The organism is Pseudomonas sp. NPDC008258, assembly GCF_042956345.1.
In the GTDB taxonomy this organism is placed as follows: Bacteria; Pseudomonadota; Gammaproteobacteria; order Pseudomonadales; family Pseudomonadaceae; genus Aquipseudomonas.
Genome location: NZ_JBIBGE010000019.1, coordinates 70,241 through 83,338, shown reverse-complemented (window position 1 = coordinate 83,338; position 13,098 = coordinate 70,241). Strand labels below are relative to the sequence as shown.

Annotated in this window: 14 protein-coding genes; 7 read left to right on the top strand and 7 right to left on the bottom strand. The window is 62.5% G+C overall.

The window, feature by feature from the left end; translation table 11 throughout:
- Nucleotides 1-2 precede the first annotated feature (2 nt).
- Nucleotides 3-1,157 (bottom strand): toluene efflux RND transporter periplasmic adaptor subunit TtgA, encoded by a 1,155-nt coding sequence (gene ttgA, locus ACFY9W_RS16815; RefSeq protein ID WP_391132173.1) that lies wholly within the window; start codon nt 1,155-1,157, stop codon nt 3-5.
- A 256-nt stretch (nt 1,158-1,413) separates the two neighbouring features.
- Between ttgA and ttgR the strand changes: the two genes are divergently transcribed.
- Nucleotides 1,414-2,046: an efflux transport transcriptional regulator TtgR gene (ttgR, locus tag ACFY9W_RS16810; protein WP_391132171.1), complete on the top strand. Its 633-nt coding sequence runs from the start codon at nt 1,414-1,416 to the stop codon at nt 2,044-2,046.
- Between the two features lie 190 nt (nt 2,047-2,236).
- On the opposite strand, the gene ACFY9W_RS16805 is transcribed toward ttgR, so the two are convergent.
- The gene (locus ACFY9W_RS16805) at nt 2,237-3,688 is read right to left on the bottom strand and encodes a DHA2 family efflux MFS transporter permease subunit (protein WP_391132169.1); all 1,452 of its coding nucleotides are present in this window, start codon (nt 3,686-3,688) and stop codon (nt 2,237-2,239) included.
- 438 nt (nt 3,689-4,126) lie between these two features.
- On the opposite strand from ACFY9W_RS16805, the gene ACFY9W_RS16800 reads away from it, so the two are divergent.
- A complete protein-coding gene (locus ACFY9W_RS16800) occupies nt 4,127-4,996 on the top strand; it encodes an isocitrate lyase/phosphoenolpyruvate mutase family protein (RefSeq protein WP_391132167.1) in 870 nt (289 codons plus the stop codon).
- A gap of 19 nt (nt 4,997-5,015) precedes the next feature.
- On the opposite strand, the gene ACFY9W_RS16795 is transcribed toward ACFY9W_RS16800, so the two are convergent.
- Entirely contained in the window at nt 5,016-5,156 is a 141-nt protein-coding gene (locus ACFY9W_RS16795; RefSeq protein ID WP_391132165.1) for a hypothetical protein, read from the bottom strand.
- A 92-nt stretch (nt 5,157-5,248) separates the two neighbouring features.
- Entirely contained in the window at nt 5,249-6,157 is a 909-nt protein-coding gene (locus ACFY9W_RS16790) for a LysR substrate-binding domain-containing protein (protein WP_391132163.1), read from the bottom strand.
- Between the two features lie 102 nt (nt 6,158-6,259).
- Here ACFY9W_RS16790 and ACFY9W_RS16785 point away from each other — a divergent pair, with 102 nt between their 5' ends.
- On the top strand, nt 6,260-7,135 hold the full coding sequence (locus tag ACFY9W_RS16785) for an MBL fold metallo-hydrolase (RefSeq protein ID WP_391132161.1): 876 nt from the start codon (nt 6,260-6,262) through the stop codon (nt 7,133-7,135).
- 27 nt (nt 7,136-7,162) lie between these two features.
- Nucleotides 7,163-7,777, top strand: coding sequence for an NAD(P)H-binding protein (locus tag ACFY9W_RS16780; protein WP_391132159.1), 615 nt, complete (start codon nt 7,163-7,165; stop codon nt 7,775-7,777).
- Nucleotides 7,778-7,875: 98 nt separating this feature from the next.
- Here ACFY9W_RS16780 and ACFY9W_RS16775 read toward each other — a convergent pair whose 3' ends face one another.
- Nucleotides 7,876-8,751 (bottom strand): LysR substrate-binding domain-containing protein, encoded by an 876-nt coding sequence (locus ACFY9W_RS16775; RefSeq protein ID WP_391132157.1) that lies wholly within the window; start codon nt 8,749-8,751, stop codon nt 7,876-7,878.
- 114 nt (nt 8,752-8,865) lie between these two features.
- On the opposite strand from ACFY9W_RS16775, the gene ACFY9W_RS16770 reads away from it, so the two are divergent.
- Nucleotides 8,866-10,503 carry a 5-guanidino-2-oxopentanoate decarboxylase gene (locus tag ACFY9W_RS16770; protein ID WP_391132155.1) on the top strand — a complete coding sequence of 546 codons (1,638 nt, stop codon included), beginning with the start codon at nt 8,866-8,868 and terminating at the stop codon, nt 10,501-10,503.
- 135 nt (nt 10,504-10,638) lie between these two features.
- On the opposite strand, the gene ACFY9W_RS16765 is transcribed toward ACFY9W_RS16770, so the two are convergent.
- Nucleotides 10,639-11,559, bottom strand: a complete 921-nt coding sequence (locus ACFY9W_RS16765; RefSeq protein WP_391132153.1) for an AraC family transcriptional regulator N-terminal domain-containing protein — start codon at nt 11,557-11,559, stop codon at nt 10,639-10,641.
- 202 nt (nt 11,560-11,761) lie between these two features.
- Between ACFY9W_RS16765 and ACFY9W_RS16760 the strand changes: the two genes are divergently transcribed.
- Both ACFY9W_RS16760 and ACFY9W_RS16755 read left to right on the top strand, forming a co-directional pair.
- Nucleotides 11,762-12,055, top strand: coding sequence for a putative quinol monooxygenase (locus ACFY9W_RS16760; RefSeq protein WP_003251976.1), 294 nt, complete (start codon nt 11,762-11,764; stop codon nt 12,053-12,055).
- A 48-nt stretch (nt 12,056-12,103) separates the two neighbouring features.
- Nucleotides 12,104-12,337 carry a hypothetical protein gene (locus tag ACFY9W_RS16755; protein ID WP_391132151.1) on the top strand — a complete coding sequence of 78 codons (234 nt, stop codon included), beginning with the start codon at nt 12,104-12,106 and terminating at the stop codon, nt 12,335-12,337.
- Here ACFY9W_RS16755 and ACFY9W_RS16750 read toward each other — a convergent pair whose 3' ends face one another.
- Nucleotides 12,338-12,943: a flavin reductase gene (locus tag ACFY9W_RS16750; protein WP_391132149.1), complete on the bottom strand. Its 606-nt coding sequence runs from the start codon at nt 12,941-12,943 to the stop codon at nt 12,338-12,340.
- Nucleotides 12,944-13,098: the final 155 nt, after the last annotated feature.

Here is a 13,098-nt window from a genome sequence, read left to right as displayed (position 1 = left end):
GTTTACTCCGCTTTGGCGTCTGCTTTCGTCGCGTTGGCCTGATCAGGGCTACCCGGCTTCTTGACGTTGGTGGCTTCGCTGACCTTGACCTCGACACCTGGGCGCACGTACTGCAGCCCTTCGGTGATCAGGCGGTCACCCGGGTTGAGGCCTTCTTCGATCAGCCAGTCGCTGCCCAGGGTACGGTTGGCCTTGAGCTGGCGCAGTTCGACCTTGTTCTCCTGGTTGACCACCAGTGCGGTCGGTGCCCCTTTGAGGTCACGGGTTACGCCTTGTTGCGGGGCCAGAATGGCGTTCGCGTTGACCCCGGCCTTCAGCCGCGCATGCACGAACATGCCTGGCAGCAGGGTGTGGTCTGGGTTGGGGAACAGGGCGCGCAGGGTGACCGAACCGGTGGTTTCGTCCACGGAAACTTCGGAGAACTCCAGGCGGCCTTCCTGCTTGAACAGGCTGCCGTCTTCCAGTACCAGCTGCACCGAGGCGGCGTTATCGCCGGCCTTCTGCAGTTGGCCGCTTTCCAGGTCACGGCGCAGCTTGAGCAGCTCGGCGGTGGACTGGGTGACGTCGACGTAGATCGGGTCCAGTTGCTGGATAGTGGCCATGGCGTTGGTCTGGCCATTGCTCACCAGTGCACCTTCGGTGAATGAAGAACGCCCGATGCGGCCACTGATCGGTGCCAGCACCTTGGTGTAGCGCAGGTCGATCTGTGCACTTTTCAGCGAGGCATCGGCCTGCAATCGTTTGGCATTGGCGTCGTCGTATTCCTGCTTGGACACCGCCTGTTCGTCGATCAGCTGCTTGTAGCGCTCGGCCAGCGAGCGGGTAGCCTGCAGGTTGGCCTGGGCATTGGCCAGGGTGGCTTCGTATACGGCAGGGTCGATCTGGTAGAGCTGCTGGCCTTCCTTGACCTCACTGCCTTCCTTGAACAGGCGCTTGAGGATGATGCCGTTGACCTGCGGGCGCACTTCGGCGACGCGGTAGGCACTGGTACGCCCCGGCAATTCCGAGGTCAGGGTGAAGGCTTGGGGCTGAATGGTCACGACGCCGACCTGAGGAGCCTGCGCCGCTGGCGCTGCTTCTTCTTTCTTACAGCCACTGAGCAGGGTTGCCAGGGCGACGGCGGAAACCAGAGCGGTAACGGCTGGCTTGAATTGCATGAGGATCCTCGGGTCGCTGGAGCAGGGAGACGCTCAAGAGTAGTGGAAGAGTCTTGATCTGGAAAAATTGCTATCCGGTGGATAAATAGCTTGCTAAGGAATATACTTACATTCATGGTTGTTTGTAAATACCGCTGGGTTGTACCTGGTTACTCCACAGCCCTTGATTAGCTCATCCGCGAGGCACCCTGCAGAGGCGCCCCCGGAGCGTTCCCCGTACGCACTGCGCGTTCGGGCCAGATGAGGTTGTACTGCCATGGTCCGTCGAACCAAAGAAGAAGCCCAGGAAACCCGTGCCCAGATCATAGAGGCGGCGGAAAAGGCCTTCTACAAGCGCGGGGTTGCGCGAACCACCCTGGCCGACATCGCCGAACTGGCGGGGGTGACGCGCGGGGCGATCTACTGGCACTTCAACAACAAGGCCGAGCTGGTGCAGGCGTTGCTCGACAGCCTTCACGAAACCCATGACCACCTGGCGCGGGCGAGTGAAAGCGAGGACGAACTCGACCCGCTTGGCTGCATGCGCAAGCTGCTGTTGCAAGTGTTCAACGAGCTGGTGCTCGATGCCCGAACCCGGCGTATCAATGAAATACTGCATCACAAGTGTGAGTTCACCGATGACATGTGTGAAATTCGCCAGCAGCGACAGGGCGCGGTGCTGGATTGCCACAAGGGCATTACCTTGGCGTTGGCCAATGCCGTTCGCCGGGGCCAGTTGCCTGACGCGCTGGATGTCGAGCGCGCCGCGGTGGCCATGTTTGCCTATGTAGATGGCCTGATCGGTCGCTGGCTGTTGTTGCCTGACAGTGTCGATCTGCTAGGTGATGTCGAAAAATGGGTCGACACCGGGTTGGATATGCTGCGCTTGAGCCCGGCGCTGCGCAAATGACACTTTGTTAAGGATTGTGAGGGAGTGTTTCCTCTTTGTATTAACAGAGGATTAATGCTTGCGCAGGGTCCTGGGCTGAGCACTTTTTCTGTGGGAGCGGGCTAGCCCGCGAACACCGGCAAAGCCGGTGCCATCCACCGCGTCGCCTGCTTCGCGGGCTAGCCCGCTCCCACAGAAGTCGTGCTCGCATTCAGTGGCCGCGTAGTTGCCGATCCGGCAATGCCACTGCGGCAACCAGCCCGAGCACCGCAATCAGTGCACTCCCCATCAGCAACTGCCGGAACGTCTCCAGCAACCGCCCTTGCGTCACCAGGTCTACCTCACCCGCTTTCAAGCTTCCCAGCAACGGATTACCGAGCATTTCGAACCCGCCCTGATGCAGCAGCGCCAGCAACAGGCTGGACATGCAGGCTACGCCCATGGCCCCGCCCAGCGAGCGAAACAGGTTGGTGGTGCTGGTGGCTACCCCAATATCTTTGCTTTCCACCGCGCTTTGCGTGCCCACCAGCGATGTCGGGAACTGCAGCCCGCAGGCGATGCCGGTCAGCAGCATGAACAGCGCGCTGAGCAAAGCCGATTGTGGCGGCGTCAGCGCCATGGCGAAAATGGCCACCGGCATCAACAACGCACCGGCCAGGATCTGCGGCTTGTAGCGCCCGGTCCGGCTGGTCATGCGGCCCCCGGTGAAGGCGCCCAAGGGCAGCCCCATGGCCAGTGGCAGCAGGTGCAGCGCGGCGCTGTCTGCACCTGCACCGGTAATGCCCTGATAGCGCAACGGCATGAGCATGGTCAGGGAAATCGACTGGAAGCTGGCGAAGAAGATCACACCCCAGCACAGCACCGCCACCCGGTTGCTGAACAGGCCCAAGGGCAATAGCGGCTCCGGGCAGCGGCGCTCATGTGCGATGAACAACGCCAGGCCCAGTACAGCGCAGGCGAACAGGGCCAGTACGGCGGGATCAATCCAGGCGTGCCCCTGACCGACAAGGGTGATGCCCAGCAACAAGCTGCCCAGGCCGAGGATCAGCAGCAGGGCGCCGAGGTAATCCACCTGGGCTTCCCGTCGCTGCGCCGGCATGCCACCGAGGGCACGGCGGATCGCCCACAAGGCGACCAGCCCCAGCGGCAGGTTGATCCAGAATACCCAGCGCCACGACAAGTACTCGGTCAGCCAGCCGCCCAGCACTGGCCCGGCGACGCTGGCCACGGCATACATGCTGCTGAAATAACCTTGGTAGCGGCCGCGCTCACGCGGTGGCACGAAATCGCCGATGATCGCCTGGCTGACCGAGACCATGCCGCCCGCGCCAATACCCTGCAGTACACGGGCCAGCACCAGCTGCTGCATATCCTGGGCCATGGCGCACGCGATGGAGGCCAGGGTGAACAGGCTGATACCGGTCAGGATCATCCGGCGCCGTCCGTACAGATCGCCCAGTTTGCCGTAGATCGGCACGGCCACGGTCATCGCCACCATGTAGCCGGAGATGACCCAGGCCAGCAGGCCGACATCGTTGAACCGGGCCGAGATTGCCGGCAGCGAGACGGCAACGATGGTCTGGTCCAGTGCGCCGAGGAAGATCGCCAGCATCAAGGCGGTTAGCACGTTGCGCAGGGTGGTGGGGGGCAGGGCGGCAGTCACGGAGATACCTTGGTTATCGGTTATGGCTTCTTCGCGGGCATGCCCGCTCCCACAGATAACACTCAGGATCAAGGTACGTGCTGTACCTGTGGGAGCGGGCGTGCCCGCGAAGAGGTCCTCGAATTGTAACCTGAGTTAGGTAGCTTCCTATGTACTATCTGCATCCCCTATGCCGAATCGGCATTGGCGCATTCATCCAGTGCTGCATAGCTGCGTGATATTGTTGGTATGCCACAGGGGCTGAAACCCGCGGCCTGCACCAGCTTGGTGCAGCAATATGCCGCAGGTTTTTCGAGCCGCTGTTTCCCACACCTTTTATTCCTCTGCCTGCATGTCGAGCATGACCGCCCAGATGGCGACGGTTGGAACAGGTCAGGTAGACCCGATTACAGGGGTCGGTAGTTACCGTTCAAATTTCTACTTATTTGCGGAGTGATCATGCCCAAGGCTTCCCATCAAGATCTGCGTTTTGCCTTCCGCGAGCTGCTCGCTTCAGGTTCCTGTTACCACACCGCATCGGTGTTCGACCCGATGTCGGCGCGTATTGCCGCAGACCTCGGCTTCGAGGTCGGTATCCTCGGTGGTTCCGTTGCTTCGTTGCAGGTATTGGCCGCGCCGGATTTCGCCCTGATAACCCTCAGCGAGTTCGTCGAGCAGGCCACACGGATTGGCCGGGTAGCGCAACTGCCGTTCCTGGCTGACGCCGACCATGGTTATGGCAACGCATTGAACGTGATGCGCACGGTGATCGAACTGGAACGCGCCGGCGTGTCTGCACTGACCATCGAAGACACCCTGCTGCCGGCCCAGTTCGGGCGCAAGTCCACCGACCTGATACCGGTCGAGGAGGGTGTTGGCAAGATTCGTGCGGCGCTGGAGGCTCGGGTCGATTCGTCGTTGGCCATCATTGCCCGTACCAACGCAGGTGTGCTCACCACCGAAGAAGTCATCGTGCGCACCCAGAGCTACCAGAAGGCCGGTGCCGATGGCATCTGCATGGTGGGCGTGAAGGATTTCGAGCAGCTTGAGCAAATTGCCGAGCACCTGACGGTCCCGCTGATGCTGGTCACCTATGGCAACCCGAACCTGCGCGATGACGAGCGCCTGGCGCGCCTGGGCGTGCGTATCGTGGTCGATGGCCACGCGGCCTACTTTGCTGCGATCAAGGCCACCTACGACTGCCTGCGCCTGCAACGGGGCCAGCAGAACAAGTCGGAAAACCTCAGCGCGACCGAACTCTCGCACACCTACACCCAGCCAGAGGACTACATCCGCTGGGCCAAGGAATACATGAGCGTCGAAGAGTGACCGGCGGCGCGCCGTCGACTCAACGTACGGCGCTCAGGGTTGCGGTGTGAGGCACGCAATGTGCCTGCACGCAGCTGTTGGCGGCACTGGGCTGGCTACGTAGCAGCTCGGCGCGCCAGCAGGCTGAACCGTACAGCCCTGCGACAGCAGTCAGGGCCATGACAAGGGCGACTCTTCTTGATTTGATGCCCATGGTACTCACCTCCTGTTACAGCGACAGGTGATACCTTTAATCGTAGGCCATTTCTGGCATCACATCAGGTCCCGATCCCACTCCGGCTCGTCCTTGAACCGTTGCACCAGGAAATCCAGCATGCTGCGCAAGGTCGCCGGCATGTGCTTGCGCGACGTGTACACCGCATTCAGGTTCAGTTCACGGGGCTTGGCCTCGGGCAACAGGCGTACGAGGTCGCCCCGGCGCAGGGCCTCGGCGGCCTGGTAAGTCGGCAGCATGGCGATACCCGCGCCAGCCAGCGCCGCCTTTTGCAGTGTCATCGCCTCGTTGGCGCTGATGTTCCCCATCACGGGGACGGCGACCTGATGGCCGGTGACCTCGAAATGCCACAGGCTGTGGCCAAAGTAGGCATGGGTGAGGCAATTGTGCCGGCTCAGCTCTTCTACCTGTTGCGGGGTGCCATGCTCGTGCAGGTAAGCCGGTGCTGCGCATACCACCGAACGGCATACACTCAGGCGCCGGGCGATCAGGTTGGGGTCCAGGTCATTGCTGGTGCGGATGGCCAGGTCGATGCGCTCGTCCACGAGGTTGACCGTACGATCGAGCATTTGCAGCTCTACTTTCACACCCGGGTAGCGTCGCACATAGGCCGCTACCGCATCCACCAGTTGCGCCTGGCCGAAAGAGGTGCTGACGCTGATGCGCAATGCACCCTTGGGTGCGTCGTCCGGTTGTTGCACGGCGGCCTGCAGGTCGCCGGCCAACTCCAATAATTGCCGACAGCGGGGCAACGTTTCCTGGCCAGCGGCGGTGAGGCTGAGCTTGCGTGTGGTGCGCTGCATCAGGCGCGCGCCAACCCAGTCCTCCAGCTCTGCCAGGTAGCGCGACACCACCGGCCGTGAAAGCTGCAAATGATCCGCCGCTGCCGACTGGCTGCCCAGGTCGACGACGGTGACGAAAACGCGCATGGCGTTAAGACGGTCCATGATTTGCCCGGTTTCAGAAACAAACTATGTCCGAGCATCGCATTTTTTGTGACGGATCGGGCAACTAAGCTGTTGGGCATTGTTCTTCTGAAGGCTTTTCCCATGTCATTGTTCACTCCCTTGCGTGGCCTGTTGCTGGCTTGCATTACCCTGGCCGGCCCGGTGCGGGCTGCCGAACCTTTGCAACTGGACGTCTATAACCCAGGGCACGAGGCGATTTTCCCGGTCAGTTCGGTGATCGTCAGTGGTGAGCACGACGCCGTGCTGGTCGATGCCCAGTTCGGCAAGGCCCAGGCCGAACAGTTGGTGCAGCGCCTGCGGGCAGGCGGCAAACGCCTGACCAGCATCTACATCAGCCATGGCGATCCGGATTACTACTTCGGTCTGGATACCCTGACCCAGGCCTTCCCCGATGCCAAGGTGCTGGCTTCTGCCGCGACCGTTGCCCATATCCGGCAGACCATGGACGCCAAGCTGGCGTACTGGGGCCCGCAGATGGGCGCAGACAAACCGGCACGGCTGGTGCTGCCACAGGTACTGGAAGGCAATCGATTGACGCTGGAAGGGCAGGCCCTCGAGGTGGTTGGCCTTGACGGCCCGCAACCAGATCGCAGCTTTGTGTGGGTCCCGTCGATCAAGGCGGTGGTCGGTGGCGTGGTGGTGTCCGAGCACATTCACGTGTGGATGGCCGATACCCAGACGGCCAAGTCCCATGCCGACTGGCTCGGTACTTTGGCGCACATCGAAGCGCTGGCGCCGCGCACGGTGATCCCGGGGCATTACCTGGGGGGCAGCAGCCGCTCGTTGGAGGCTGTGCGTTTCACCGCAAACTACATACGTGACTTCGATGCCGAAGCGGCCAAGGCAAAAGACGCTGGCGCGCTGATCGAGGCCATGAAGCAACGTTACCCGGGCCTGGCCGATGAAAGCTCCCTGGAGCTGGGGGCCAAGGTCGCCAAGGGCGAGATGAAGTGGTAATTCCGTTCAATTGATGGAGAGTTTCCCATGAGCAAGATCGCAATCATCGGTACCACTGGCCGCGCTGGCAGCCAGTTGCTGGAAGAAGCCTTGCGCCGTGGTCACAGTGTGCTGGCCATTGCCCGTGACCCTTCGAAACTGGAGGGCCGGGACGGGGTGACCGTCAAGGCGGTGGATGCCAAGGACAGCGCGGCCCTGCAAGCTGCGGTCGCGGGTGTGGACGCTGTGCTGAGCGCAGCGCATTTCTCGACCATCGAGCCGCACGCAATCATCGAACCGGTCAAGCGGGCCGGGGTCAAGCGCTTGCTGGTGGTGGGCGGTGCGGGCAGCCTGCTGCTGCCTTCGGGGCACCGGGTGATCGATAGCCCGGACTTCCCGGAGGCCTACAAGGCCGAGGCCACTGCCGGGGTGCGTTTTCTGGAGGCGCTGCAACGGGAGCCGAACCTGGACTGGACCTTCCTGTCGCCGTCGGCGGAGTTCGTTGAAGGTGAGCGCAGCGGGCGGTATACGTTGGGCAAGGATCATCTGCTGATTGGCGCGGATGGCAAGAGCTGGATCACCTTTGCCGATTATGCGATTGCCATGATCGATGAACTGGAAAAGCCGGCGCATTCGCGGCAGCGGTTTACAGTCGGGTACTGAGTCGCCTGCTTCGCGGGCACGCCCGCTCCCACAGGTACTGCATAGCTTTCAAATCCTGTGCTGTACCTGTGGGAGCGGGCGCGCCCGCGAAAGGGCCGTCATAGGCTGGCCTGGTCCTCCAGCCAATCCAGCAACTCCAGCAACCCCGGCGGCAAGCTTCTCGCCTGGCTCACCAAATAATATGCCTTACCGGTCACCACCTTGAGCGCGAACGGCATGCACAGCCGCCCGCCGCGCAAGTCATCGCCAATCAGCGACCAGTCGCCGATGGCCACGCCCGTCCCCTGCGAGGCCATGGCCATTGCCATGTCCAGCGTCTCGAAATGCTGCTTGGGCCCATGAGTGGCCAGCGTGACCCCAGCTGCCTGTAACCACAACTGCCAGTCATGTTCATCCCGCGAGGGGTGCAGCAACATGTGCCGCGCCAGGTCGTCCACTTGCTGCAACGGTATCGGCCCCTCACGCAGCGACGGTGCGCACACCGGCGTCAGCTGTTCATCGAACAGTTTGCGTACGTGTAACCCATGGTTCGGCGCGTCGCCATATATCACCGCCGTATCGAAGCCCTCCCGGCGAAAGTCCACCCCGTGCTGCACCGTGGTGGTCAGTTCCACCGGCACATCCGGGCGCAATGCCTGCCACTCCATCAGGCGCGGCAGCAGCCAGCGCATCACGCAGGTCGGCGCCTTGAGCTGCAAGGTTGTGCTGCGTCCGCCCACCTCATGCACGCCTTGCTCGATCAATGCAAACACCTGCTGCACCCGTGGCAGCCAGTCCTGGCCTTCACGGGTCAGGCTTAGCCCGCGGGCCTGGCGCTGGAAAAGCGCATAACCCAGGTGCTCCTCCAGGGCCGCGATCTGGCGACTGACGGCGCCTTGCGTGATGTGCAGCTGTTGCCCGGCGCGGGTGAAGTTGCAGTGCTGGGCGGTCACCAGAAAGGTGTGCAGGGCGGGCAGGGGCGGTAGGCGTTTCATTGCGATAAGCCATGATTACAGGACATGGCTAGTATGTGTTTTTTTGCATTGTGGTGGTAGTCATGGGTTGGGTCCAATAAGCGCATAACCCAACCAGATTCATGGTGAACCCTGATGGCAACTTGCGGCGAAGTATTGGTCAAACTCCTTGAAGGCTATGGCGTGGACCATGTCTTCGGCATTCCCGGTGTACATACCGTGGAGCTCTACCGTGGCCTGGCGGGTTCGTCCATTCGCCACATCACCCCGCGCCACGAGCAGGGTGCCGGGTTCATGGCTGACGGCTATGCGCGCACCCGTGGCAAACCCGGGGTGTGCTTCATCATCACCGGCCCGGGCATGACCAACATCACCACTGCAATGGGCCAGGCCTATGCCGACTCGATCCCTATGCTGGTGATTTCCAGCGTGCAGTCCCGTGACCAGCTGGGCGGTGGCCGTGGCAAGCTGCACGAACTGCCCAACCAGGCAGCACTGGTGTCGGGGGTAGCAGCGTTTTCCCACACGTTGATGAGTGCGGCAGACTTGCCGCAGGTACTGGCCCGTGCATTTGCCGTGTTCGACAGCGCCCGGCCACGCCCGGTGCACCTCGAAATACCGCTTGATGTGCTGGTGGAGCCTGCCGACTTCCTGCTGCCGGGCCGGCCCGTACGCGGCAGCCGTGCGGGGGCTGCGCCGCAAGCCGTAACACAAATGGCCGAGCGCCTGGCCGGTGCCAAGCGGCCGTTGATCCTGGCCGGCGGTGGCGCGTTGGCAGCCGGTGCTGCCTTGGCTCGCCTGGCCGAACACCTTCAGGCACCGGTGGCGCTCACCATCAATGCCAAGGGTTTGCTGCCGGCCAGCCACCCGCTGCAGATTGGCTCTACCCAGTCGCTACCGGCTACACGGGCGCTGGTGGCAGAGGCTGACGTGGTGCTGGCGATTGGTACCGAACTTGCCGAAACCGATTATGACGTGACTTTCAAGGGTGGTTTCGAGATCCCGGGCAGCCTGCTGCGTATCGACATCGACCCGGACCAGACTGTGCGCAATTACCTGCCAGAGCTGGCGCTGGTGGCTGATGCCAAGCTCGCCGCCGAAGCCTTGCTCGGTGCTTTGCAGGCCCAGCCGCAACCGGTACGCGAAAGCACCTGGGGCGTGGCCCGTGTGGCCAGCTTGCGCCAGGCTCTGGCGGCAGGCTGGGACCAGCCAACATTGAGCCAGACGCGCTTGCTGAGCGCCATTCTCGAGCGCCTGCCCAACGCCATTCTGGTGGGGGACTCGACCCAGCCGGTATACACCGGCAACCTGACCCTGGACATGGATCAGCCACGTCGCTGGTTCAATGCTTCGACCGGCTACGGCACCCTGGGTTACGCGCTGCCAGCGGCCATGGGCGCCTGGCTCGGGAGCGCGGAGCAAATCGGCCAGCGTGCGCCTGCGGTGTGCCTGATTGGTGATGGCGGTATGCAGTTCACCCTGCCTGAGCTTGCCAGTGCGGTGGAGGCGCAGGTGCCGTTGATCGTGCTGCTGTGGAACAACCAGGGGTACGAGGAAATCAAGAAGTACATGGTCAACCGCGCAATCGAGCCGGTTGGCGTGGATATCCATACCCCGGATTTCATTGGCGTGGCGCGGGCGTTGGGCGCAGCGGCGGAGCAGGTGGCGGACGTGGCGCAGTTGCAGGCGGCACTGGGGCAGGCGGTGGAGCGCAAGGGGCCGACGTTGATTCAGGTTGATCAGAATCAGTGGCAAGGGACAGTTTCGGGTTGAAGTGAAGCTGTTGCCTGTGCCGGCCTCTTCGCGGGCTTGCCCGCTCCCACAGGTACAGCACAACTTTCAGAGTATGTGCAGCACCTGTGGGAGCGGGCAAGCCCGCGAAGAAGCCGGCACAGACAACACGAAGTCCTAGCCTGCAGTGGCTCTCAATCTGGCCACATCGCGAATCGGCGGCGCTCCATACAGCCTGCTGTACTCCCGGCTGAACTGCGACGGGCTTTCATACCCTACCCGGTAGGCGGCCACCGCCGCTTCAAGCCCGTCATTGAGCATCAACCGCCGCGCCTCTTGCAGGCGCAGTTGCTTCTGGTACTGCAACGGGCTCATGGACGTCACAGCCTTGAAACGGTGGTGCAAGGTCGAGGTGCTCAGGTTTACCTCACGGGCCAGGTCCTCGATACGCAAGGGCAGCTGGAAATTCTGGTTGAGCCAGGCGATGGCCTGGCAAACCCGGTGCGTCTGGCTGTTGGCCAAGGCGATTTCGTACAACCGGTAACCCTGTGGCCCGCGCAGCAGCCGGTAGAGAATCTCTCGGCGGAACAGCGGCGCCAGCATCGCGATATCGCGCGGGGTGTCCAGCAGGCGGATCAGCCGTAGCAGGGCGTCGAGCAGCGCTGCGTCGGTCTTGTCCACATACAGGCCGCGACCGGATGGCCGGTTGGGCACCAGCATCGGCCCGCTTTCGGCAATCAGCTGGCTGATCTCTGCCGGGTCCAGGTCCATGCGCAACCCCAGGCTGGGGTGCTCGGGGCTGGCGTCGAGCTTCACACCGCTTAGCGGCAAGGTTACCGACACCACCATGTAGTGCAACGGGTCGTAGGCGTACTGTTCGTCACCAAGGAACAGGCTCTTGCTGCCCTGGGCCAGGATGCACAGCGCGGGTTGTGCCAGGGTCGGTACCGAGCGCACGTTCTCGGTGTAGCGCACCAGGTACAAGTCATCAATAGCCGAGGCCGGGCCATGGGGGGCACCGGCATGTCGGCGGATCAGCTCCGCAAGCTCCTGGCGCTGCATTTCCAGGGTCGGATCGGTGGGTGTGGCTGTGGTCATGATGGCTTTCCTCTACTGACCGACGCAGCATAGGTTTGGGCAATGGCGGGCGCTAGTCGAAAGCTGCACGCCGATTGCCTGATCCTGCCGTTCTGCAGGATCAGGCAATCGGCGTGCAGTAATGGCCTAACGCGTCGCGCGGGAGAGCCCCTAACCTTGGCAGCCTGGCTTTTCTGTCCGCCTGCTTCAAGGAGATTGTGCAATGACCTTAAAACAACCGGTCACCCACCTTGCTTTCATCCGTGCCAGCAGCGGGCGCTCGGCGGAGCTGGGCGCACGCCTGCGTGACTTGCTCGAGCCCTCGCTGCGCGCACCGGGTTGCCTCAGTTTTACGGTGCAGCGCTCCCAGGCTGATGCCGACCTGTGGTTGCTCAGTGGCAGTTGGCAGGATCAGCAGGCGATGAGTGGCTACTTCGCTTCGCCGACCCTGGAAGTGTTTGGTGAACTGGTGCAGGCGCAGGTTGTCAGCAGCCTGGACTTGCATACCTTCGATTGAGGGTAAATGAGGTAAAGTGACGCCCTGTTCAACCAGGTGGATAGCAACATGGCACGTAGGGAATTCACTCATTTCGAAGCGGTATCGGCGATGGTGCCGGTGGAAGGTGGCGGCTATAACGCGGCCATTGCGGTCAAGGCCTTGAACATGGGCGGCGCACCGCGCTTTCACAAGGTGCTCGACGGCCAGGTGTTCAAGGGCGCCGTGGCTGCCGATGAAGCGGCCACGGCCGAGCTGCAGCGCCTGCAGGGCGTCAGCGAAGAGGGTGAGCTGATCTGGTGATCAGGCCGGTGGGCGGGCCATCTTGAACAGGTTGCCCAGCTCGAAGTAGTCCGCCGGGCCACCACCACGCAGGATCGGTTCGGCGGCAGCGGTGTCGTAGATGCCGTTTTTCAGCAGATGCTCGGCAATGTGCACTGCCACCACCTCACCCAGTATCAGCCAGCTCGGCACCGGTTCCTGGTCGGCACGTTTGAGCTGGATAATCTGGCTGACCTTGCATTCGAAGGCCACCGGGGTTTCGCCTACACGGGGCACGCTGACGACACGCGACGGCGTGGCAGTGAGGCCGCTCAACTCAAACTCGCTCACCTCGGCGCCAACGGGCGCGCAACTCTGGTTCATTTGCTCGGCCAGTGGGCGGGTGGCCAGGTTCCAGACGAACTCACCGGTCTGCTCGATGTTGTTCAGGCTATCTTTGCGCCCGACGCTGCAGAAACCGATGATCGGCGGGATGTAGTTGAAGGCGTTGAAGAAGCTGTAAGGCGCCAGGTTAAGGCGGCCTTCGCGGTCTTGCGAGGAGATCCAGCCGATAGGGCGGGGGCCGACGATGGCGTTGAACGGGTCGTGGGGCAGGCCGTGGCCTTTGGCAGGTTCGTAGTAGTACATCTGTGCTGGGCTTGTAGGCCCACCTCCTGGGTGACGAGGTGCCTAGTGTGCCAAGCCTGTGCCCGCCTGAAAATGATCAAGCCCGGCCAAGGCCGGGCTGGGTGCTCGTATCAGGGATCAGCTGATGCGGTGGGCGTTGGTGCGGTCGAAGCCGT